General features: G+C 73.2%; 21 protein-coding genes. 11 read left to right on the top strand and 10 right to left on the bottom strand.

The genetic code is table 11. The features are described 5' to 3' along the window. The 3 genes from FAF44_RS24080 to def are packed head-to-tail and all read right to left on the bottom strand — an operon-like array spanning position 1 to position 2,558. Positions 1 to 1,404: an aminotransferase class V-fold PLP-dependent enzyme gene (locus FAF44_RS24080; RefSeq protein WP_237105503.1), complete on the bottom strand. Its 1,404-nt coding sequence runs from the start codon at positions 1,402 to 1,404 to the stop codon at positions 1 to 3. Then, positions 1,397 to 2,017 carry a helix-turn-helix domain-containing protein gene (locus tag FAF44_RS24075; protein ID WP_237105502.1) on the bottom strand — a complete coding sequence of 207 codons (621 nt, stop codon included), beginning with the start codon at positions 2,015 to 2,017 and terminating at the stop codon, positions 1,397 to 1,399. The genes FAF44_RS24080 and FAF44_RS24075 overlap by 8 nt, the downstream gene beginning before the upstream one ends. Before the next feature lie 7 nt (positions 2,018 to 2,024). After that, the gene (def, locus tag FAF44_RS24070; protein ID WP_237105501.1) at positions 2,025 to 2,558 is read right to left on the bottom strand and encodes a peptide deformylase; all 534 of its coding nucleotides are present in this window, start codon (positions 2,556 to 2,558) and stop codon (positions 2,025 to 2,027) included. Positions 2,559 to 2,703: 145 nt separating this feature from the next. On the opposite strand from def, the gene FAF44_RS24065 reads away from it, so the two are divergent. Then, positions 2,704 to 3,516 (top strand): methyltransferase domain-containing protein, encoded by an 813-nt coding sequence (locus tag FAF44_RS24065; protein WP_237105500.1) that lies wholly within the window; start codon positions 2,704 to 2,706, stop codon positions 3,514 to 3,516. A 24-nt stretch (positions 3,517 to 3,540) separates the two neighbouring features. On the opposite strand, the gene FAF44_RS24060 is transcribed toward FAF44_RS24065, so the two are convergent. From FAF44_RS24060 to FAF44_RS24050, 3 genes are all read right to left on the bottom strand, one after another. Further along, positions 3,541 to 4,056 carry a hypothetical protein gene (locus FAF44_RS24060; RefSeq protein WP_237105499.1) on the bottom strand — a complete coding sequence of 172 codons (516 nt, stop codon included), beginning with the start codon at positions 4,054 to 4,056 and terminating at the stop codon, positions 3,541 to 3,543. A 58-nt stretch (positions 4,057 to 4,114) separates the two neighbouring features. Continuing rightward, the gene (locus FAF44_RS24055) at positions 4,115 to 5,041 is read right to left on the bottom strand and encodes a hypothetical protein (RefSeq protein ID WP_237105498.1); all 927 of its coding nucleotides are present in this window, start codon (positions 5,039 to 5,041) and stop codon (positions 4,115 to 4,117) included. A gap of 116 nt (positions 5,042 to 5,157) precedes the next feature. Continuing rightward, on the bottom strand, positions 5,158 to 5,808 hold the full coding sequence (locus FAF44_RS24050) for a nucleotidyltransferase domain-containing protein (protein ID WP_237105497.1): 651 nt from the start codon (positions 5,806 to 5,808) through the stop codon (positions 5,158 to 5,160). 45 nt (positions 5,809 to 5,853) lie between these two features. Between FAF44_RS24050 and FAF44_RS24045 the strand changes: the two genes are divergently transcribed. From FAF44_RS24045 to FAF44_RS24025, 5 genes are all read left to right on the top strand, one after another. Beyond that, positions 5,854 to 7,719, top strand: a complete 1,866-nt coding sequence (locus FAF44_RS24045) for a propionyl-CoA synthetase (RefSeq protein ID WP_237105496.1) — start codon at positions 5,854 to 5,856, stop codon at positions 7,717 to 7,719. A gap of 98 nt (positions 7,720 to 7,817) precedes the next feature. Further along, positions 7,818 to 10,649, top strand: a complete 2,832-nt coding sequence (locus FAF44_RS24040; protein ID WP_237105495.1) for an NACHT domain-containing NTPase — start codon at positions 7,818 to 7,820, stop codon at positions 10,647 to 10,649. Between the two features lie 280 nt (positions 10,650 to 10,929). Further along, complete coding sequence (locus FAF44_RS24035) at positions 10,930 to 11,817, top strand: hypothetical protein (protein WP_237105494.1); 888 nt, start codon at positions 10,930 to 10,932, stop codon at positions 11,815 to 11,817. Positions 11,818 to 11,850: 33 nt separating this feature from the next. Further along, on the top strand, positions 11,851 to 12,759 hold the full coding sequence (locus tag FAF44_RS24030) for a hypothetical protein (RefSeq protein ID WP_237105493.1): 909 nt from the start codon (positions 11,851 to 11,853) through the stop codon (positions 12,757 to 12,759). A gap of 21 nt (positions 12,760 to 12,780) precedes the next feature. Next, positions 12,781 to 13,665 (top strand): hypothetical protein, encoded by an 885-nt coding sequence (locus FAF44_RS24025; protein WP_237105492.1) that lies wholly within the window; start codon positions 12,781 to 12,783, stop codon positions 13,663 to 13,665. Between the two features lie 51 nt (positions 13,666 to 13,716). Here FAF44_RS24025 and FAF44_RS24020 read toward each other — a convergent pair whose 3' ends face one another. Beyond that, positions 13,717 to 14,847 carry a glycosyltransferase gene (locus tag FAF44_RS24020; protein ID WP_237105491.1) on the bottom strand — a complete coding sequence of 377 codons (1,131 nt, stop codon included), beginning with the start codon at positions 14,845 to 14,847 and terminating at the stop codon, positions 13,717 to 13,719. A 4-nt stretch (positions 14,848 to 14,851) separates the two neighbouring features. Beyond that, complete coding sequence (locus FAF44_RS24015; RefSeq protein ID WP_308193366.1) at positions 14,852 to 15,784, bottom strand: formylglycine-generating enzyme family protein; 933 nt, start codon at positions 15,782 to 15,784, stop codon at positions 14,852 to 14,854. Between the two features lie 36 nt (positions 15,785 to 15,820). Here FAF44_RS24015 and FAF44_RS24010 point away from each other — a divergent pair, with 36 nt between their 5' ends. The 3 genes from FAF44_RS24010 (at position 15,821) to FAF44_RS24000 (ending at position 18,498) form a co-directional block, all read left to right on the top strand. Then, on the top strand, positions 15,821 to 17,053 hold the full coding sequence (locus FAF44_RS24010; RefSeq protein ID WP_237105490.1) for a cytochrome P450: 1,233 nt from the start codon (positions 15,821 to 15,823) through the stop codon (positions 17,051 to 17,053). Positions 17,054 to 17,062: 9 nt separating this feature from the next. Beyond that, positions 17,063 to 18,016, top strand: coding sequence for a Ppx/GppA phosphatase family protein (locus FAF44_RS24005; protein ID WP_237105489.1), 954 nt, complete (start codon positions 17,063 to 17,065; stop codon positions 18,014 to 18,016). 77 nt (positions 18,017 to 18,093) lie between these two features. Continuing rightward, the gene (locus FAF44_RS24000) at positions 18,094 to 18,498 is read left to right on the top strand and encodes a hypothetical protein (protein WP_237105488.1); all 405 of its coding nucleotides are present in this window, start codon (positions 18,094 to 18,096) and stop codon (positions 18,496 to 18,498) included. 21 nt (positions 18,499 to 18,519) lie between these two features. Here the strand turns inward: FAF44_RS24000 and FAF44_RS23995 are convergent, their stop codons facing one another. Then, entirely contained in the window at positions 18,520 to 18,954 is a 435-nt protein-coding gene (locus tag FAF44_RS23995; protein WP_237105487.1) for an ATP-binding protein, read from the bottom strand. An 89-nt stretch (positions 18,955 to 19,043) separates the two neighbouring features. Beyond that, positions 19,044 to 19,589 (bottom strand): TetR/AcrR family transcriptional regulator, encoded by a 546-nt coding sequence (locus tag FAF44_RS23990; protein WP_237105486.1) that lies wholly within the window; start codon positions 19,587 to 19,589, stop codon positions 19,044 to 19,046. Positions 19,590 to 19,687: 98 nt separating this feature from the next. Here FAF44_RS23990 and FAF44_RS23985 point away from each other — a divergent pair, with 98 nt between their 5' ends. Both FAF44_RS23985 and FAF44_RS23980 read left to right on the top strand, forming a co-directional pair. Then, positions 19,688 to 21,265, top strand: coding sequence for an MDR family MFS transporter (locus FAF44_RS23985; protein WP_237105485.1), 1,578 nt, complete (start codon positions 19,688 to 19,690; stop codon positions 21,263 to 21,265). Between the two features lie 45 nt (positions 21,266 to 21,310). Next, entirely contained in the window at positions 21,311 to 22,240 is a 930-nt protein-coding gene (locus FAF44_RS23980; protein WP_237105484.1) for a GNAT family N-acetyltransferase, read from the top strand. Positions 22,241 to 22,248: the final 8 nt, after the last annotated feature.

Here is a 22,248-nt window from a genome sequence, read left to right as displayed (position 1 = left end):
CTACCGGGCCTTGGCCGCCAGGCGGATCTCCTCCAGCAGCACCACCAGGTCCTGCTCGGTCGTGTCCGGGTGCAGGAAGCAGGCGCGCAGGGCCGCCCGGCCGCCCAGCCGGGTGCCGGTGAGGAACGTGTTGCCGCGCGCCTGGACCGCGACCGGCAGGGCCTGGTTGAGCACCTCGGGGTCGGCCCCCTCCGGGACGTGGCGGAAGGCGGTGATCGAGGTCGCCACGGGCGCGAGCAGCTCGAAGTCGGGGGCCTGCTCGACCATCGCGCCCAGCGTGCGGGCCAGCCCGCCGGTGTGGTCCACCAGCCGCTTGACGCCCGACCGGCCCAGGTGCGACAGGGTCGCCCACGTCTTCAGCGCGCGGAACGGCCGGGTCTGCTCGGGCCCGTACTCGGCGAACCAGCCCAGGTCGCCCGCGTTCTCGTCCGTCAGGTACGACGGCACCAGGCTGAAGGCGGCCCGCGCCGCCGACGGGTCGCGCAGCAGCGCGCAGCCGCAGCCGACCGGCACGCCGAGCCACTTGTGCGGGTCCAGGGCCAGTGAGTCGGCCCGCTCCAGCCCCGCGTAGCGCGGCCCCGCCCCGTCGGCCAGGATGCCGAGCGCGCCGTAGGCCCCGTCCACGTGGAACCAGAGCCCGTACGCGCGGGCCACGTCGGCGATGTCGTCCAGCGGGTCCACCGCGCCGGAGTTCACGGTGCCCGCGCTGCCCGCCACGCAGAACGGGCGCAGGCCCGCGTCCAGGTCCTCGGCGATCATCGCGCGCAGCGCGCGCACGTCCATCCGGAACTGCGCGTCCACCGGGACCGTGCGCACGTTGCGCGCGCCGAGGCCGAGGAGCTGGGCCGCCTTGTGCAGGCAGCTATGGCCCTCCTCGGTGACGTACATGACCATGGGTGCGCGGCCCGACAGGCCCTCCTCGCGGGCGTCCCAGCCGTCGGCGAGCGCGGCCCGCTGGCGGGCGGTGGCCAGGCAGATCACGGTGGCGATGGACGCGCCGCTGGTCAGCAGCCCGCCGCCGGGCGGGTGCGGGAAGCCGACCAGGCCGGCCAGCCAGCGCACCACTGTGCGCTCCAGGTGCGGGCCGGCGTGGTCGCCGCCCGCGCAGCTCGGGTTGAGCGCCGCGGCCAGCGGCTCGACCAGGACGCCGGCCGGGTTCGGCGGGGAGTTCACCCAGCCGAAGAAGCGCGGGTGCCCGTTGCCCATCGGGTAGGGCAGCACGTGCGCCCGCGCGTCCTCCAGGAGGTCGTCCAGCGCGCGCCCGGTCTCGGGCAGGTCCTGGCCGGTGAGCCAGGACAGCTCGGCCTCCGGGACCGGCCGCCACACGGGCAGGTCGCCGACGCCCTCCAGGTGGTCGGCCATGATCCGGGCGGCCTTGGCCCCGGCCTCGCGCAGCTCATGCATCGGGGGACTCCCTCAGTGGTTCGTGGTGCCCGGCCGCGCCTACCTCCATCGCGAGGTAGAAGACGCAGCCGGTGTCGCCGTCGTTGGCGAAGGCGTGACGGCAGTCGCCGGGGTAGTACGCCGAGTCGCCGGCCGAAAGCTCGTACGGTCTGCCGTCGATGGTCAGCCGCAGGTCGCCGTGCTCGACGGCGAGGTACTCCCGCGAGCCCGGCGCGTGCGGCACGAACTCGCCCGCGTCCACGCCGGGTCCGATCGTGGTGCGCATGAACTCGAACTCGATGTCCCCCAGCACCGGTGACAGCACCCGCCGCTCCCAGCCGGACGGGTCGCGCAGCACCCGCTGCTCGGCGTGCCGCAGCACCCGCATCGCGCTGTGCCCCGGCTCGTCGAGCAGCCGGCCGATCGACGTGCCGAGCGCGGTGGACAGCCGGTCGAGCACGAGCACGGTCGGCGTCTTGGTGCCCCGCTCGACCTCGGAGACCATGCTCTTGCTGATGCCGCTCAGCTCGGCCAGCCGTTCGATGGACAGCCCGCGCGCCCGCCGCTCGCCACGGATCCGCCGGCCCAGCTCGGACATGGACAGCCCGCTGGAGAGGATCCCTTCGCCAGTCATTCCTCCACTATAGCGGTGCTTTGTCGGCTTTAGTGGATTCGTGGTAGGCCGCCAGCACCTGCTTGCGCCGCTTGGCCGGCAGCCGGTCGAGGTAGAGGTGGCCGTCGAGGTGGTCGGTCTCGTGCTGCAGGCAGCGGGCCAGCAGGCCGGTGCCCTCGACCCGGACGGGCGCGCCCGCGACGTCGAACCCGCGCACGGCGGCCCGGTCGGCACGGGGCAGCGGCGCGTACTGGCCGGGCACCGACAGGCAGCCCTCGTCGTCGGCGTCGAGCCGCCGCTCGCCGACGCCGGGCAGCTCCAGTTCGGGGTTGACGACGACGCCCTTGTGGTGCACGCCCTGCGCGTCGGGGCAGTCGTAGACGAACACCCGCAGCGGCACGCCGATCTGGTTGGCCGCCAGGCCCACGCCCTCGGCCGCGTACATGCTGGCGAACATGTCCGCCACCAGCGCCGCCAGCTCGGCGTCGAACCGGGTGACCGGCTCGCACGGCCGGTGCAGCACCGGATCGCCCACGCGCGTGATCGGCCGGACCTCTCCCACTGCCCACGCCCTTCCTGGAAGTCCCGACGATTCGCCGTCCAGTGTACGTACCGGTCGCAGTGTCTTGTCATGTGAGACGAACTCTCTTGAATGCTGAGACCGCGCTAGAGTGGGCGTCATCGCCGCAACGAGGGGGTTTCGCCCGATGGACGCCGTATACACGCATGGCCACCACGAGTCCGTGCTGCGCTCACACCGCTGGCGCACCGCCGCGAACTCGGCCGGCTACCTGCTGCCGCACCTCAAGCCGCACATGCTGGTGCTCGACGTCGGCAGCGGCCCCGGCACGATCACCGCCGACCTGGCGGAGCTCGTCCCCGACGGCCGGGTGATGGCCTCCGAGGTCACCGCGGACGCGCTCGACCTGGCCAGGGCCGAGGTGGCCGCCAGGGGGCTGCCGAACGTGGACTTCGCCGTGGCCGACGCGCACGCGCTGGACTTCCCCGACGACACCTTCTGCGTGGTGCACGCCCACCAGGTGCTGCAGCACGTCGGCGACCCGGTGCGGGCGCTGCGGGAGATGCGGCGGGTGACCAGACCGGGCGGATACGTGGCGGTGCGCGACAGCGACTACTCCGCCTTCACCTGGTTCCCGCGGCTGCCGGCGCTGGAGGAGTGGATGGCGCTCTACCAGCGGGTCGCGCGGAGCAACGGCGGCGAGCCGGACGCGGGGCGGCGGCTGCTGTCCTGGGCCCGCGGGGCGGGTTTCACGGACATCACCCCCACCTCCTCCACCTGGTGCTTCGCCACGCCCGAGGACCGGGCCTGGTGGGGCGGCATGTGGGCGGAGCGGGTGCTGCGCTCCGCGATGGCCGAGCAGGCCCTCGCCACCGGGGCCGCCACGGAGGCGGACCTGCGGCGCATGTCGGAGGGCTGGCTGGAGTGGGCGGAGGCCGGCGACGGGTGGCTGTCCCTCCTGCACGGCGAACTCCTCTGCCGGGTCACCGGCGACGCCTGACCCCCGCACGGAGGGCCGGGGCGGTCAGAGGCCGAGGGTGCGGGCGCGCTGCCACTGGGGGTCGCGGTAGAGGACCATGTCCGTGCCCACCATCTCGTCGGGGGCCGACAACATCGTGATCTCGCCCGCGGCCTGCAACTGCAGCAGCAGGTCGCGCACCCGGGGCCCGACGGGCAGCCGGCCCGCGGGCAGCCCCAGCCCGGTCCGCACCGTGTCGGCGACCTCCGACAGGCGGAACGGGCCGTCGAGGTTCGCCACGACCCCGCGGACGACGGTCATCGTGATCAGGTGCTCGGCCTCGGCGTGGGCGAGCTGCCAGGTGACCTGCTCCCGCCGCCCCCCGCTGCCGGCGCAGGACGGACAGGGCCGCCGCAGGCCGGGGACCAGGTCTTCTTCGGTGGAGCCGAGACAGGCCGAGCACAGCCCGTTCTCGGCGGCGTGCAGCTCGGCCGTCATCCGGCCCCCGAGGACGACGCCGCAGGCGCAGGCGAACGCGTCACCCAGGATGCCGGTCTGAGGGGAGATCGCATGCTCAGTCACCGAGCCGACTCTACCGGTGCCCCGACGCCGCCCGTCCCACCCCGGGGCCGGGCCGGGGTCAGCCCCGGAGGTCGGCCAGGCCGCGCAGCCGCCGCAGCGCCTTGCGGGCCGCCGCGACCACGCGCTCGTCGGGATGACGCTCGACGAGCACCCCCAGCACCCGCCCCGTCCACGGATGATCCCCGAACGCCAGGATCGCGATCGTGCCCGCCAGCTCCTCGGCCTGCATCCCCATGGCGATCGACTCGATCACCTCGCCGGTCTCGCCGCCGAACTCCAGCAGCGCCGCCGCCATGTCCACCAGCACCCAGGCGATCTCGTCGGGCGCGGGCTGCCGCTCGTCCCGGCCGGTCCTGGCCGCGATCACCGCGCCCAGCTTGGGCTCCTCCAGCAGCCGCGCCAGCGCCTGCCGCCCCTCCTCGCCGAACGCCGACGCCAGCAGCTCCACGCCGACCGCCCGGCTCAGCGGGCTGACGCCGGCCAGCACCGCGGCGATCTCGGCCGCCGCCGTGCGCTCGTCGCGGCCCTTCAGCCACCCGGCCAGCTCCTCGCCGCGCTCGCCCTCCGGGTAGGAGCGCAGCCCGTGCAGCAGCGCCGCCGCGTCCGCCTCCGCCAGCGACCCCATGACCGGGATGTCCTGCCCGGCGGTCTCGGCGATGATCTGCCGCGCCACCCACAACCCGAGCCAGCTCAGCGTGTACGGCTCCGCCTGCCGCACCAGCCCGAGCTTGGTCAGCGTCCCGGACGCCTCGCCCTTGAGCGGCTCCCTGGACAGGAACAGCCGGATCAGCTCCAGCAGCAGCCGCTCGTCGCGCGCCAGCCGGGTGCGGCAGGTCTCCGCCCAGAGGGCCAGCACCTCGGCGTCGTCGCCGTCCGGCTTCAGCTCGTCGGCCAGGGGAGCGGCGCGTACGGCGGCGGCCAGCGTGGCCGCGTCGGGCAGCCGGATCGGGGGCTGGAGGGGCAGCGTGTCGTCGTAGGAGGTCACCCGCCCATCCTGTCGCGATATTTCCGCCGGAGCGCCCGCCGACGGCGAAAAGCCGGAAGAAGCGAGTCTTTCGACCGTGCCCGGCCCGCCGCCGGCACCGGATCGGCACCGGGCCGTCAGCTCCGGGTGGGCAGGTTCTCCTCGCGTACCCCCACCAGGAACTCCTCCACCCGCTCCCGGTCCGGCCGTCCGGGCAGCGTGCCCGGCTCGGCGGCCAGTTCGGCCGACAGCGCCGCCCGCCAGGCGATCACCGCGTCCCAGGGCACCTCGCCCCGCCGGACGGCCAGCAGCCGCTCCCGGTGCGCCTCCATGCCGACGAGGGGTTCACCGTGCCGGACCAGGTGCAGGCCGCTGAGCAGCAGCCGGAGCATGTGCATGGCCTGCTTCCAGTTGGGCCGCTCCGGGTCGAGCCGGCGGAGCTGGCTCTCGGCGTACCCGGCGAACGAGTGCTGCGCCCGTTCGGACAGGAACGCCTCCCGCAGCTCGCGCAGCCGCCGTCCCGCGGGCGTGATCACCTCGACGATCGGGGACCACAGGCACTCCAGGACGGTGGGGTTCGCGTCGAGGGCGAGGGCGCAGAAGCGTTCGACCTCCCACGAGAACTGCTCGGGCAGCGGCCCGTCACGGTGCGTGGGCGGTTTGTCCAGCCGCCAGAACGCCCGGGTCGGCACCACGAACACGCCACGCCGGTCGGTGTCGGAGGCGTCGGTGTCCAGCCCGTACGCCCTCGATCCCACGACCACGGAAAGGATCAGTTCATCGCTCACCCCGATATCTTGCGCCATGGGGCCGCCTGCTGTTCTGATCGGAAAGTGAGCGCTTATGACGAGGTCTACCGGCGCAGTGTCGAGCAGCCCGAGCGGTTCTGGGGCGAGGCGGCCCGCGGGATCGACTGGGACGTGCCCCCGCCGGTCGTGTACGGCGAGGGCCGGTGGTTCCCCGGTGGACGGCTGAACACCTGCTACAACGCCCTGGACCGGCATGTGGCGGCGGGCCGCGGCGACCAGCCCGCGCTGATCCACGACAGCCCCGTCACCGGCGTGACCGGCGTGCGCACCTACGCCGGGCTGCTGGAGGAGGTGGCCAGGACCGCAGGTCTGCTGCGCGACCTCGGCGTGACGGCCGGCGACACCGTGGTGATCTACCTGCCCATGGTGCCCGAGGCGGTGGTGGCGATGCTGGCCTGCGCCCGGCTCGGGGCGGTGCACTCGGTGGTGTTCGGCGGGTTCGCGGCCAGGGAACTGGCGGTGCGGATCGACCACGCCAGGCCCAAGGTGGTGCTGTCGGCGTCGTGCGGGATCGAGCCGTCGCGCGTGGTGGCCTACCAGCCCCTGCTGGACGACGCGCTGGAGCAGGCCGTCCACCGCCCCGCCCGGTGCGTGATCCTGCAGCGGCCCCAGTGCGTGGCCGAGTTGCGCGAGGGCCGGGACCTCGACTGGGAGCAGGCCGTGCGCGCCGCCGATCCGGCCCCGTGCGTGAGCGTGGCCGCCACCGACCCGCTCTACGTCCTGTACACCTCCGGGACGACCGGCTCGCCCAAGGGCGTGCTGCGCGACAACGGCGGCCACGCGGTCGCGCTGCACTGGAGCATGTCCCACGTGTACGGCGCGGCGCCGGGCGAGGTCTTCTGGGCCGCCTCCGACGTGGGCTGGGTGGTCGGCCACTCCTACATCGTGTACGCGCCGCTGCTGGCGGGCTGCACCACCGTCCTGTACGAGGGCAAGCCGGTCGGCACCCCCGACCCGGGCGCGTTCTGGCGGGTGGTGGCCACGCACGGCGTGCGCACGCTGTTCACCGCTCCGACCGCGATCCGCGCCATCAAAAAAGACGACCCATCCGGCAATTTCGCGAAAAAGTGGGACCTGTCGGGGCTGCGGTATCTCTTCCTGGCCGGCGAACGGCTCGACCCCGACACCTACCACTGGGCCTCCGACCTGCTCGGCATCCCCGTCATCGACCACTGGTGGCAGACCGAGACGGGCTGGCCGGTCGCCGCCAACTGCGTCGGCATCGAGCCGCTGCCCGTCAAGCCGGGCTCCCCGACCAGGCCCGTGCCGGGCTGGGACGTGCACGTCCTCGACGCCGACGGCGCCGACTGCCCGCCCGGCACCGACGGCGCGGTCACCGTCAAGCTGCCCCTGCCGCCCGGCGCGCTGCCCACGCTCTTCCGCGACGAGCCCCGCTTCAGCCGCTCCTACCTGGAGCGCTACCCCGGCCACTACCTCACGGGCGACGGCGGCCACCTGGACGAGGACGGCTACCTCTACGTCATGGGCCGCATCGACGACGTGATCAACGTGGCCGGGCACCGGCTCTCGACCGGCTCCATGGAGGAGGTCCTCGCCGAGCACCCCGACGTGGCCGAGTGCGCCGTGATCGGCGTCGCCGACGAGCTGAAGGGCCAGCTCCCGATGGGCTTCGTGGTGCTGAAGGCGGGCGCGGAACGCGACCCGCAGGAGATCGAGCGGGAGCTGACCGCCCTGGTGCGCACGCGGATCGGCCCGGTGGCCGCCTTCCGCCGCGCCGTCGTGGTGCCCCGGCTGCCGAAGACCCGCTCGGGCAAGATCCTGCGCGCCACGATGCGGGACATCGCCGACGGCAACCCGTACGACGCCCCGTCCACGATCGAGGACCCAGGAGCGCTGGCCGACATCGCACAAGCCGTGAAAGGAACATGACGGACCGGTAACGTCTCGGGCCGTCCTGGCGCGGGAGCATGCGCCGATCGGGGCGCACAGCGCATGATTGGGACATCCCAATCCCCCGGGAGGAGGCCATGATCGAGACACCGAGCTACGCCGACGCCCTGCGGATTCTCGGCTGCAAGGACGGCCGGCTCGTCAAGGTGATCGGGCTCGCCGCGGAGGCGGAGCGCACCGGCTGGGCGCTGGCCGGCGGCACCCGCCTCACCACGAGCCTGCGCGACCTGCGTGAGGCCGTCATCGCCTACGGCGAGGAGGCCGTGCGCCGGATGCCGGAGCTCAAGGGCGCCGCCGACCGCTTCACCCGCACGCAGCGGCTGGCCGCCGCGCACGCCGCCGTCGTCGTGTCGGCCTGGTTCGAGGCGCTCGGCGAGGCCGGGCTGCCGTTCACGCTCGACCAGCTCGACCGCGGCGAGCTGATCTCCCGAGGCGTCCCGACGGCCGAGCGGTACGCGCGGCTGGTGGCCGGGCTGCTGCTGGAACGGCTGCCCACGCCCGAGCCGCACATCCCCTACCCCGAGACCCGCGCCGCCGTGGAACGTGCCTACCTGCGCATGTCCGAGGCCATGGCCGCCTATGTCGGCGGGCTGTCGGTCTGGGACGAACTGCCCGCCGACGACCGGCTCCAGCTCCCCCGCCTGCTGGCCGAGGGCCCGACCGAGCACGCGCTGCGCATCTACGACGAGGACTACCGGTCGCTGGCGCTCGACAGCCACGAGTTCGGGGTGCGCAGCCTGGTCACCGAGCGTCCGCAACCGGCCACGGCGCTGTCGCGGGTGGCCTGGCTGCTGGCCGAGCTGGCCCCGCCCCGGGCCGGCGACCGTCCCGTGATCCATCAGGTCAGGATGGCCGCCAACGCCCTCGACCAGCCGCTGCTGCTGGCCGGCAAGCTGCCCGAGGACGTCTACCTGCCGCTGCTCGGCGAGGGCTACCTGAGCCCGCGCTGCCGGGTGGCCGAGCTGGCCCCCGAGTCCTCGCCCGCGGAGCGGAGCTGGTGGGAGCGCCAGCGGCTGCTGGCCGACGCCGAGGCGTTCCTCGTCGGACACCTCACCTCGCTGCGCGCCACCCAGGCGCCGCTGCTCGTGGTGGGCGAGCCGGGCTCCGGCAAGACCAAGCTGACCGAGGTGCTGGCCGCGCGGCTGGCCCGGTCGGAGTTCCTGCCGTTCCGGGTGGAGCTGCGCGGCGTGCGGGCGCGGGCCGGCCTGCCGCGGCAGATCGAGCAGGCCGTCGGCGAGGTGCTGGGCGAGGAGGTGGCCTACGCCGACCTGGTGGCGGCCGGCAACGGCGCCATGCCGGTGATCCTGCTCGACGGGTTCGACGAACTGGTGCAGGGCGGGCAGAACCACTACGACTACCTGGAGCGGGTGCGCGCGTTCCAGGCGAGCGAGGCGGAGCTCGGCCGGCCCGTCGCGGTCATCGTGACCAGCCGTACGGTGGTGGCCGACCGCGTACGCTTCCCCGACGGGCTCCTGGCGCTGGAGCTCCAGCCCTTCGACGACGACCAGGTACGCCAGTGGCTGGACATCTGGGACCAGGCCAACCGCGCCCTGCTGGCCCGCCGCGACCTCAAGCCGCTGCCCGCCGCCGCGGCGCTCGTGCACGGCGAGATGGCCAGGCAGCCGCTGCTCCTGCTGCTGCTCGCGCTCTACGACGCCGGCGGCAACGCGCTGCAGCACGACCACGGCCCCCTGCAACGCGCCCGCCTGTACGAGGTCCTGCTGCGCGACTACACCGAACGCGAGACCGGCGGCGCCCACCGCGTGGCCATCGACCAGGAGCTGGTCATGCTCGGCGCGGTCGCGCTGTCCATGCTGGCCCGCGGCAGCCAGGTCATCACCGGCGAGCAGCTCGACCGCGACCTGCCCGCCCTGTGCCACGGCGGCGAGGAGGACCCCGACGACGAGGACGAGCGCGTCGACTGGGCCCGCAAGGCCACCGAGCGGTTCTTCTTCGTGAGCCGGAAGGGTCACGCGTTCCTGCACTCCACCTTCGGCGAGTTCCTGGTGGCCTGGCTGACCATGTACGCGCTGCGCGACCTCGACCGGCGCCGCCGCCTGGCGGGCGACGAGCCGCTCGCCGTGGTCCAGGCCGTGGACGACGACCTGCTGTACGCGGTCACGTCCCACTCGTGCGTGGCCGAGCGCGGCCCGACCGTCGGGTTCGTCCTGGAACTGCTCGCCCAGGTGCCCTCGGCGGTGCGGGCCCGCTGCGTGGACCTGCTGGCCGGGCTGTTACGGCAATCCCTGCACGACCGGCCGCGCCGCCACTTCACCGGCTTCCGCCCGGTGCGGCACACCACGACCCGCCGCCTGGCCGCCTACTCGGCCAACCTCACCCTCCTCGTCGTCGCCGCCTCCGAGGAGCCGGTCGCGGTCTCGTCCATCCTGCCGGGGCCCGACCATCTGGAACGCTGGTCGGCGCTGACCCACCTGTGGAAGGGGCAGCTCGGCCAGGACGGCTGGTCCGGGCTGGTCACCGCCCTGTCCGCGCACCGCGTCGTGGTGGACGGCAAGGAGGACGTCGTGCTCGGCGGCGGGGCCGAGCCCAGCGGCATGGGCGACGTGGTGGTGGCCGTGGCCACCGGGCACGCGCCCCGCCACCGCAAGCTGCTCGACCTGCTGCTGCGGGCGCTGGGGGAGGGGGAGGCGCTGCCGTTCCGCGAGCGGGTGCGCATCCTGGAGGAGCTGCTGCGCACGGTGGCCGTCCGCTCGCCCGCGATGCACCAGGCGCTGGGCGCGATGTGGCACGAGGACGGCGCCGACCGGGCCGCGCTGCGACCGCTGCTGCGCCTGATGCTCGCCGACCCGGCCGACCGGATGGCGACGTGGGAGCAGCTCGTCAAGGCCGGCATCCCGGAGACGGCGCTGTGGGAGATCCACCACAACGCCCTGCACCGGGGCGACTGAGCCCCCCGGATCCGGCCGGCGGGTATGACCGCGGTGGCTACGATCATGTTCCGCGTCCGCCGCCCCCGGCGCACCCGCCGCCGCGCGTGACGAGGGCCGGGCCGGGCCGCCGCGGTGCTGGTGGCGGTCGTTGCCGGGCGTCCTGGTCCGGCGACCGCCGCCGTGCGGAGCGGCCGGCGGATGCCTGCCCTGACCTTTTCGGAGGCTGACACCCCGGCGGAATACTACGTAATATCCACACATCACGAGCGTTGGGGGCGCCAGGGTGCCAGGACAGAACGTGGGTGTGGTAGTCGATCCGGCCGTGCCACGCGAGGTGGCCGGGCTGTTACGCGCGAACGCACCCCTGCTGTCCCGGGTCAGGGCCGGATGGGTGCCCCCCGCGTCCGGGCCGCCGGAGCGCCGCCGCAGCCCGTCCAGCGCGCTGCTGCTGGCGGCCACCCCCGTCGTGGTCGCGCTCATGGCCGTCCTGCTCGCCTCCTCGGCGCCGGCCGCCGGGTTCGTGCTGCTCGGCACGTACGTCTTCGTCGTCCTGGTGAAGATCGCGTCCATGAACGAGATCCCCGAGGACGACCGGCCGCAGGAGCGCGGCGTCTACGAGCAGGCCCGCTGGTACGACGGCCGTTTCCTGCTCCCCGAGGACTTCGACGACGACGCCAGGATCGTCCTGGCCAGGGCGCAGCGCGCGATCGGGTCGGTGCTGCGCTCGCACGTCAACGCCGAGGGCCTGCTCGACGACGCCCGCAACGCGGTGATGCTGCCCACGCAGGAGTGGGAGATCGCCCGGCTGCTGGCCAAGCTGTCGGCGCTGCGCCTGGAGCACCGCGAGCTGCTCGCCAGGGGCATCGCGCCCGAGGTGGCCGCGGTGATCGAGCCGCTCGAACGGGCCCTGGTCAACAGCGAGGCCGCCGTGGTGGCCCGCGTCGAGGTGCTGGAACGTTACGCCGGCCACGTGGCCGACGCCGAGCGCGCCTACCACGCCCGCGGCCAGATCGAGGAGCTGCGCGCCCGCCTGCCCCGCTACGAGGAACTGCTCGCCGAGTCGGGTGCCGACCGCCTGGCGGGGGCCGAGATCGAGCGGCTGGCCGAGGACGCCGACGTCCTGGAGCGCACCCTGCGGCGCAGCGTTGCCTCCGCCCATGAGGCGTTCCGGTACCTGGAAAGCTGACACTCGGACAGAACGTTACATAGGATCAACAATGTGCCCGGACGCCATGCGAAGGTGATCGTCGATCCGGAGCTGCCCGGCGACGTCGCGGCGCTGCTGCGTGACCATCGTAAGGTCCTGCTGCGCGTCGAGTCGGGCTGGGTGCCCGCGCGCCGGCGGCACTCGCCCGCCGCGAGCGCCGTGGCCAGGCCGGCGGCCGGCGTGACGGCCCTGGTGGCGGCGGTGTACGGGCTGACGCTGTTCGTCGCGGAGCGCTACACGCCCTTCGTGGTGATCATGACGGGCTCGGCGCTGCTGATGGTCGCCGTGCTGCTGCGGCCCCGGCCCGACGCCGAGGTGGAGCGGCGGCGCGCCCTGGAGCACGAGGTGTACGAGACGGCCCGCCGCAACGACGGCCGCTACGTCCTCAGGGACCGGCTCGACGACCCTGCCAGGGCGCTCATGGGCCGCGCCCAGAATGCCATCGACCAGGTGATGGACTCCAGCGTGCACACCGAGGGCCTGCTCGACGACGCCCGCAACGCGGTGATGCTGCCCGCGCAGGAGTGGGAGATCGCCCGGCTGCTGGCCAAGCTGTCGCAACTGCGCGCCGAGCACCAGGAGGTGATCTCCGAGGGCGTCACCCCCGAGGTGGCGGCGGTGGCCGAGCCGCTCGCCCACGCCCTCGACAGCAGCCAGCGGGCGGTGCTGGTCCGCGTCGAGGCCCTGGAGCGCTACGCGGGCCACGTGGCCGACGCCGAGCGTGCCTACCGCGCCAGGAACCAGATCGAACGGCTCAGCGCCAAGCTGCCCCGCTACGAGGAACTGCTCGCGGAGTCCGGCGCGGACCGCGCCGCCGTGCCGGAGCTGAGCCGGTTGTCGGACGACGCCGACCGTCTTGAACAGGCGTTACGCGACAGCGTCAGTTCGGCGCACGAAGCTTTTCGTCATCTGAGTAGCTGATTTCCCTTAGGATCCGGATTCGTGGCGGATGTGGTGGTAGACCCCGGAGTGCCGCCGGAGGACGCCCAGTTGCTGCGCGCGAGCCGTCAGGTGCTGATCAAGATGCGCCAGGGCTGGGCTCCCCCGCAGCCGCGGACCCTCTCCGGCAGGCAGTACCGCATGATCGCGGGCTTCGGCGGGGCGGCCTTCTTCGGCCTGATGATGGGCTTCGGCACCGGGGCGCGCGGCCTCGGCCTGCTGCTGCTCGTGCTGTTCGGCATCCCCCTGATGATCGTGCTGTTCGCGCGCAACGACCGCACCTGGGACGACGAGGACGACGACGAACGGGAAGCCTACGAGCACCTGCGCTGGTACGAGGGCCGCTACGTGCTCACCGAGGACCTCGACGAGTCCTCCGCCCGGCTGCTGGCCCGCGCCCAGCACGCCATCGAGACCGTCACCGGCTCCCGCGTCAACGCCGAGGGCCTGCTCGACGACGTCCGCAACGCGGTGATGCTGCCCGCGCAGGAGTGGGAGATCGCCCGGCTGCTGGCCAAACTGTCGGCGCTGCGCACCAAGCACCGGCAGACCGTCTCGCAAGGGCTCACGCCCGAGGTGGAGGCCGTGGCCGCGCCGCTGGCCCGGGCGCTCGACAGCAGCGAGGAGGCCGTGGTGGCCCGCGTCGAGGCGCTGGAGCGCTACGCCGCCAACGTCACCGACGCCGAGCGCGCCTACGTGGCCCACCACCAGATCGAGGAACTGCGCGGCCGGGTGCACCAGTACGAGGAACTGGTGGCCGAGACGGGGGCCGACGCGTCCGCCGTGCCGGAGTTGGAGCGCCTGGCCGCCGACGCCGACCTGCTGGAGCAGGCGCTGCGGCGCAGCGTGACCTCCGCGCGGGAAGCCTTCCGCCACCTGGAGCCCTGACCCCGGCCGGACGGGAGCGACGCCGCCGCCCGCGTCCGGCCCGCGGGGACGTCAGGGGTGGTGGGCAGCCTGCAGCAGCACGTCGCACAGGGCGTCGGCCGCGTCGAGACGGCCCAGCCCGGCCGCCGCCTGCCCCATCGACTGCCGCAGACCCGGATCGGCCAGCAGCGGCATCAGCTCGGCCAGCAGCAGCTCGGCCGTGGGCCGCGGCTCCAGCAGCGCCCGCGCCGCGCCCGCGGCCACCAGGTAGCCGGCGTTCTTGCGCTGCTCGTCGCCGCCGGTCGGGATGAGCGGGATCAGCACCGACGGCTTGCCGATGGCGGTCAGCTCCGACACCGTGCCCGCCCCGCTGCGCGAGATCACCACGTCGGCCGCCGCGAACAGGTCGGCCAGCTCCGCGCCGACGTACGGCACCGGGTGGTAGCGGTCGGCCAGCTCGGGCGGCAGCGGCACGGCCCGCATCTGGTCGATCCAGGCCGGCCCGCACTGGTGCACGATCTGCGCGTGCGGCAGCAGCCGCGGCAGCACCTCCGCGATCAGCGTGTTGATCTGCTTGCTGCCCTGCGCGCCGCCGGTCACGTAGATCAGCGGCACCTCGAACGTCAGCCCGAACAGGTCGTAGGCCGCCGCCCGGTTGCCCTGCAGCAGCTCCGGCCTGATCGGGTTGCCCGTCACCACGGCCTTCGAGCGGGCCGAGGCGGGCAGGTGCTCCAGTGACGACTCGTGCGACAGCGCGATCCTCGTGGCCAGCCTGGACAGGATGCGGTTGGCCAGCCCCACCACGGTCGTCTGCTCGTGCATCACCAGCGGCCGGCGGATCAGCTTGGCCGCCACCCCGATGGGCACCGCCACGTAACCTCCCGTGGACAGCACCACGTCGGGCAGGTAGCGGGCCGCGTGCCCGACCGCCTGGAACACCCCGACCGGGATGCGGAACACGTCGGCGATGTTGGTGCCCAGTTCCTTGAGGTTGGGACGGCGGCGCAGCTTGCCCGTGGTGATCGCCTTGAACGGGATGCCGTGCTCGGCCGTGATCCGCGCCTCCAGGCCGCCCGCCGTGCCGACCCAGAGCACGTCGTGCGGCACCTGACGTCGCTGGACGGCCGACAGGGTCGTCAGAGCCGGGTAGGTGTGACCACCGGTGCCGCCGCCGGTGATCAACAGTCGCAGGGTACGTGACATGCGATCAGATTAGGGCCGCACAGCGGAAGCCGGTGTGCCCGGTCGAAGAGTCGGGTGTGTTCGAGGTGCGCGCCGCCACCCGGTAACGGTTGCAGTAGGAGTCGTGGCACAGGTACGAGCCGCCCCGGATCACCTTGGCCTCGCCCTGCTCCGGCCCGGCCGGGTTGCCGGCGAACGGCTCCCACCGCGTGCCCCACCAGTCGGCGGTCCACTCCCACACGTTGCCCGCGACGTTGTAGAGCCCGTAGCCGTTCGGCTGGAACGACTTGACCGGCATCGTCCCCTTGCTCGGCGCGCTCGGGAAGTGGCCCTGCCAGATGTTGCACCGCTGCCGCCCCTTGGGCGCCAGCTCGTCGCCCCACGGGTAGCGCCGGCGCTCCAGCCCGCCCCTGGCGGCCATCTCCCACTCCGCCTCGGTGGGCAGGCGCTTGCCCGCCCAGGCGGCGTACGCGGTGGCGTCGTTCCAGGACACGTGCACGACGGGGTGGTTCTGCCGGTCGCCGGCCGTCGAGCCGGGGCCCTCGGGCGCGCGCCACGTGGCCCCCTCGACGCCGGCCCACCAGGGCGCGCCCGGCACGGTGGCCTCCATCACCCCGGCCGCGGCGAACTGGCGGAAGACGAACGACCAGCCGATCCGCTCGGCCTCGGTGACGTACCCGGTCTCCTTGACGAACGTGGCGAACTGCGCGTTCGTCACGCACGTGGGGTCGATCAGGAACGCGTCGACCCGCACCTCGCGCACCGGGCCCTCGGCGTCCTCGGGGCGGCCGTCGGGGTCGTCGCCGCCCATGAGGAACGTCCCGCCGGGAATGCGCACCATCCCGCGCGGCGCGCCCGCCGGAGCGGGGCGGCGTGCGGTGATCTCGACGGCCGACTCGACCGGCCCGGCGGCGGAGTCGCGGCTCGGGCCACAACAAGCGCTCAAAGATCCCCCCAAAGTGTCACGACACCAAGGAAGGGTAGTCCCTGAAACATGCCCACGATCACGCGGCCGGTCCGGGTGACGCCTGCCGAGGCGCTGGCCGTGGCCACCACGATCGCCCTGCCGGCCCTCGCGCGGGGCGTCGTCGCGCCCCGGCCGGGCATGGTGCGCCTGGCCGAGCTGACCGGCGCCGAACGCCACGCGATCGGGCTGCTGGGCCGCCTGCGCGCCGCCTACGACGGCCGGCCGCTGCTGGTCCCGTTCGGGGGCCGCAGCGTGATGGTGCCGCTCGACCCGGGCGACGTGCGCGCGGTGCTGACCGACCGCGCCTTCAGCCCGGCCTCCAGGGTCAAGCGCGGCGCGCTGGCCCACTTCCAGCCCGACGGGGTGCTCATCACGCGTGAGCCGGATCTGCGCGAGCGGCGGCGCGAGCTGAACGAGCGGGTGCTGTCGGCGGATTTCGCCCCGTACGCGCGGGTCGCCGAGGAGGAGGCGGCCACGCTGCCCCGCACCGGCGTGCTGACCTGGCCGCGCTTCCACGCCGCCCACTGGCGGATCGTCCGGCGTGTCGTGCTCGGCGACGGCGCCCGCGACGACGTGACCCTCACCGGCCAGCTCGACCGGCTGCTCGGCGACGCCAACTGGTCGGGCCTGCGCGGGCAGCGCACCGATGTGCGCGGGGCCTTCCAGCGGCGGCTGCACCGGCACCTGGCGCGGGCCGAGCCCGGCAGCCTGGCCGCGGTGCTCGCCCGCACCCCCGCCGACGCCGCCGTGCACGCCGAGGGACAGGTGCCGCACTGGCTGTACTCCTACGACGCCGGAGCCACAGTCTCCTTCCGCGCCCTGGCGCTGCTGACCTCCCGTCCGGGGCCGATCGACCCCGGGCACCTGCGCGCCGCCCTGCTGGAGTCGGCCCGGCTCTGGCCGACCATGCCCGCCATCCTCCGCGAGGTCACCGGGCCCACGCCGTACGAGGTGCCGCAGGGCACGGTGGTGGTGATCTACGCCCCGTACGTGAACCGCGCGGAGGCCGGCGACTCCTACCGCCCCGAGCTGTGGCTCGACGACGAGGAGGGCTCGGGGGAACGCTGGACGGGGGTGCCCTTCAGCGCCGGGTTCGCCGGCTGCGCGGGGGCCAAGCTGATGTTGTCCACCTCGGTCACGCTGCTGGAGGCCCTGCTGCGTGAGCGCTCAGTCACACCGTCCGTCACGTTGGAGGATCCCGTGCCCGCCTCGCTCGACCACTTCAGACTCCGTTTCGCCGTAAAAGCCGCAGACCGGTAGCGTTTTCCCATGCGACTCGGCGTGCTGGACATCGGTTCGAACACCGTCCATTTACTCGTCGTCGACGCCCACCGCGGCGCGCGGCCCATGCCTGCCTACTCCCACAAGGTCACGCTTCGCCTCACCGAGCACCTCGACCAGCACCAGAACCTGGGAAAGGAAGCCGTCGAGCGGCTCGGCAACTTCGTCGAGGAGGCCGTGCACCTCGCCGAGGACAAGGGCGTGGAGGACCTGCTGGCCTTCGCGACCTCCGCCGTGCGCGAGGCGGCCAACGGCGAGCAGGTGCTCGCCGAGATCGACGAGCGCTGCGGGGTGCACATCGAGGTCCTGTCCGGCCGTGACGAGGCCAGGCTGACCTTCCTGGCGGTCCGCCGCTGGTTCGGCTGGTCGTCCGGGCGGCTGCTGGCCTTCGACATAGGGGGCGGCTCGCTGGAGATCGCCGCGGGGGTGGACGAGGAGCCCGACGCGGCCGTGTCGCTGCCGCTGGGCGCGGGCCGGCTGACCCGCGACTGGTTCACCGCCGACCCGCCGCCGCCCGAGGAGGTGCGCAGGCTGCGCAAGCACGTGCGCGCCGAGATCGCCCGCACGGTCGGCGGCGTCGTCAGGTACGGCGAGGCCAACCGCGCGGTGGCCACGTCGAAGACGTTCAAGCAGCTCGCCAGGATCGCCGGGGCGGCGCCGTCCAGCGAGGGCCCGTACGTCTCGCGCTCGCTGTCGCGCCAGAGCATGGCCGACTGGGCCGTCAAGCTCACCTCCATGAACTCCGCCGAGCGGGCCCAGCTCTCCGGGGTGTCGGAGGAGCGGGCGGCGCAGCTCGCGGCCGGGGCGCTGGTCGCGGACGCGGCCATGGACCTGTTCGAGGTGGACCGCCTCGACGTGTGCCCGTGGGCGCTGCGCGAGGGGGTCATACTGCGCCGGCTCGACGTCCTGCCGGGGCGGCTCGACCAGCTCAACGGCAGCTAAGACCAATAACCCGGGGTAACGTCGATATATCCCCAACAGTTTGCATAAAGTGCTGGTGGGCGGGCATTTTCCGCCAAATGATGACCGTGCTTGGCACGATCGGATCCGTGCTGGTCGTGCTCCTTCTCATCGTCATGGCGGTGCTGCTCGTCTCCGTGGTCGCGATGCTCACGCTGCTGGTGCTGGCCGCCTCGCTGACCCGCCGGCCGAAGGCGTGGCGGAGGCCGGCGACACCGCGCGACCCCCAGCCCCAGCCCCAGTCCTCGTCTCAGCCGCAGCCCCCGTCTCAGCCACGGTCAGGTGGGGCGGAGCCGCCCGGGGGAGCGCCCCGGATCCACCGCCGGTTAGAGCTCGTCGGCGTCCGGCCGAGGCGTGTCGAGCCCCGGGGCGAGGTCAGGGGTGACGTGCGGGGCGGTGCGCGGGTGGACGTCCGCGGCGCCCGCGCCCGCCGGCGGCCGGCGGAGCGCCGCACCAGGGCCTGACGGCCCCGGTGCGGGCCGGGCTTAGGTGGCCATGAGATGTCGCCCGGCCGCGCCCGGCGCGTACCGCAGGCGCTTTTCCAGGCAGACCACCGCGCCGCGGTCCTGCCGGTTGGTGAAGCGGATGTCGTCGGCGAGCGCCCGCATGATCTGCAGCCCGCGCCCGTGCTCGGAGGTCGGGTCGGGTTCGGCCGCCACCTTGCGCGGGTCGAAACCGTCGCCCGTGTCGACCACCTTGATCACGCACAGGTGGTCGTGCACGGACGCGCTGACCATGTAGTCGTCGCTGGGGGCGGCGTGCCGGATCACGTTGGAGCACGCCTCGGTGAGCATGAGCTCGATGTCATCCCTGACCTGCGGCTCGACGCCGAGCGATCGCAGCGTGCCGTCGAGCATCTGCCTGATCACCGGGACACTCGCCGCATCCCTGGGCAGCCGGAGCGCCACAGTTGCCTCCACTGTGCCTCCTCCCGTCTGGACGCGTGGCTGCATCCTGCCCGCGAAAGCGCGTCCCAATCGTCACTTCCGGACCGGGCGGCCCGGGATCCCTACCGTTCCAGCAGCCGGTAGGCCACCTCCAGGCACGCCTTGTGGACGTCCTCCTCGGTGAGCTCGCCCTCCTTCATCAGCCACTTGCCGGCGTGCAGGGCGAACAGCGCGAGCGCGTGGCTGACACGCTCGGACGGCGTGGCCTCCGGCTCGCTGAGCTCCGAGGTGAGCTCCATCATGCGCTCGCGGATCTTGACCAGCGTCGGGTGCTCGCGCAGCGCCGTCTGGTTGCGCTCCAGGAACCTGGCGATGCCGAGGTGCCGGGTCGCGCGGATGCTGTCGGCGTAGCGCTCGACCAGCTCGCGGCGTGTCTCGGGTGTTTTGGGGCGGCTCCTGAGCCAGGCGAGCAGCTCGTCGAGCTCGGTCAGCCGCTTCTCGACCAGGCTCGCCACGATGTCGTCCTTGGTCTTGAAGTGGTAGTAAAGAGCGGCTTTCGTCACCCCGAGCTCCTCGGCGATCTCCCGGAGCGACGTCGCCTCGTACCCCTGCTCGGTGAACAGCCTCAGCGCGATCTCCTGAATTCGGGTTCGCGTGTCTTCCCGCACTTCGCACCTTTTCTACTTGACGGCCGACAAGTAAGTATTTAGCTTATCTTACGCTTGCCGGTCGGCAAGTAAGCCCCATCGACAAGGGGGGTCAAACGATGGCGGATGCCGTTGGCCGGCGCCGCGAGGTCATGGTCGTCCTTCCCGGCCTGATGCTCGCGATGATCCTGGCCATGCTGGACAACATGATCGTGGGCACGGCCATGCCCCGCATCGTGGGGGAGCTCGGTGGCCTGACATACCTGTCCTGGGTCGTGACGGCCTACGTCCTGGGCACGACCGTCTCCACCCCGCTCTGGGGCAAGATCGGGGACCTGTACGGGCGCAAGACCATCTTCATCGTCTCCATCGTCGTCTTCATGGCCGGCTCCATGCTGTGCGGCATGGCCGGCTCCGCGATCTTAGGCGGCGCCGAGCGCGGCATGGCCGAGCTCATCGCCTTCCGCGCCGTGCAGGGCCTGGGCGCGGGCGGCCTGATCGTGAACGTCCTGGCGATCATCGGCGATCTGGTGCCGCCCCGCGAACGCGGCCAGTACCAGGGCCTGATGGCCGGCGCGATGTCCCTGGCGCTGCTCGCCGGGCCGCTGGCCGGCGGCTTCATCACCGACCACCTCGACTGGCGCTGGGCCTTCTACGTGAACCTGCCGATCGGCGCGGTCGCGCTCGTGCTGATCGTGATGAACCTGCGCCTGCCCCCGGTCGCCAGGACCGAGGTGCGCATCGACTGGGCCGGCGCGATCCTGCTGTCGATCGGCATCACCGCGCTGGTGCTCGTCACCACCTGGGGCGGCAACCAGTACGCCTGGGCCTCCTGGCCGATCCTCGGCCTGGCCGCGCTCGCCCTGCTCACGCTCACCGCGTTCGTCCTGGTCGAGCGGCGGGCCGCCGAGCCGATCATGCCGCTGCAGCTCTTCCGCAACCGCAACTTCACCCTCATCTCCGTCATCGGCTTCCTGCTCGGCTTCGCCATGTTCGGCGCGATCAACTTCCTGCCGCTCTACCAGCAGACCGTGCAGGGCGTCACGGCCACCGGCTCGGGCCTGCTGATGCTGCCGATGATGGGCGCCGCCATGGTCGTGTCCGTCCTCGTGGGCCGGGCCATCACCGTCACCGGCAGGTACAAGATCTACCCCGTGCTCGGCGGCGTCGGCATGACGGCCGGCATGTGGCTGCTGTCCACCATGGACGTCGCCACGCCGGCCTGGCGGACCGGCCTCTACATCGCGGTGCTCGGCCTCGGCATGGGCTTCCTCATGCAGACCACCATGCTCATCGCCCAGAACAGCGTCGAGCAGAAGGACCTCGGCGTCGCCAGCAGCGCCAGCACGTTCTTCCGCTCCATCGGCGGCTCGTTCGGCGTCTCCCTGTTCGGCGCGGTCTTCAACAGCCACCTGCTGGCCGAGCTGAGCGCCCGGTTCGGCGAACGGGCGGCGGCGGGCATGGCCGGCGACGGCGCCCGGATGGACCCCGCGGCCGTCGCCCGGCTGCCCGCCCAGGCCCGCGCCGGGCTGCTGGAGTCGCTGGCGATCTCGATCTCCGGGGTGTTCTGGTGGGCTGTGGCGTTCGCGGTCGTCGTGCCGGTGGTGGCCGCGTTCGTCAAGGAGATCCCGCTGCGCGGGACCGCCGCGCCCGGCCCGGGACCGGGGGACAGGGCCGTCAGCTCGACCGCCGGCTGAGAAAAGGGGAGGCGACCGGCGGGCGCGTTCCCTGACAATCTGCCCATGCACACCATCAGCCCGCCCCGCCCCGACGACGCCGCGGCCATCCACGAACTCGTCGCGGCCTACGACACGGCCGTCATCGGCGGCCCCGACTCCACCCTCCAGGACATCGCCGACGAACTGGCCGAGCCGGGCCTCGACCTCGGCACCGACTGCTGGCTGGCCCGCGCTCCCGAAGGCCGGCTCGACGGCTGGGCCTGGGCCTTCCGCACCGGCGACAGCGACCTCGTCGAGGTGGAGGTCATCGTCCGGCCCGGCGTGACGGGGCTGGACGAGCGGCTCTGGCCGGCCGTGCTGGCCCGCGCCGCCGAACTGGGCGGGGAACGCGGCCACGACGCCGTCACCCTGCACCTCGGCATCCACCGCGCCGACGCGGCCAAACGGGCGCGGGCGGCGGAGCTGGGCTTCGCGCCGGCCACCAGCTTCCACCGCATGCGCGTCGATCACGACGGGCCCGTCCCGCCGCCCGCCCCGCTCCCGGGGCTCACGCTGCGCACGGGGGAGAGCGAGGAGGTGCGGCGCGAGGCGTACCGCGTGCACCAGGAGGGGTTCGCCGAGCACTTCGGATTCGTCCGGGTGAGCTACGAGCAGTGGCACGCGCGCAGGCAGGCGTCGAGCGCGACCGACTGGAGCCAGCTCGTCTTGGCCCACCTGGACGGGCGGCCCGCCGGGCTGGTCATCGGCAGCGACCAGTTCCTGCCGGACGAGGGCTGCGGCTATGTGGCGACGCTGGCTGTGCTACCGGCCTGCCGGGGCAGGGGGCTGGGCCGGTTCCTGCTGCGGCACGCCTTCGCCGCCGACGCCGCGCGCGGGCGCAAGGGCACGATCCTGCACGTGGACTCCAACAACACCACCCCGGCGCTCGGGCTCTACGAGTCGGCGGGCATGCGCCAGGTGCTGGCCGTCGACATCTGGGAGCGCCGCCTCTGAGCCCGGCA

It is taken from the genome of Nonomuraea sp. MG754425, from assembly GCF_021699195.1.
GTDB lineage: Bacteria > Actinomycetota > Actinomycetes > Streptosporangiales > Streptosporangiaceae > Nonomuraea.
The sequence above is the reverse complement of the archived record's forward strand: the minus strand, read 5'-3'. Positions and strand labels throughout refer to the sequence as shown.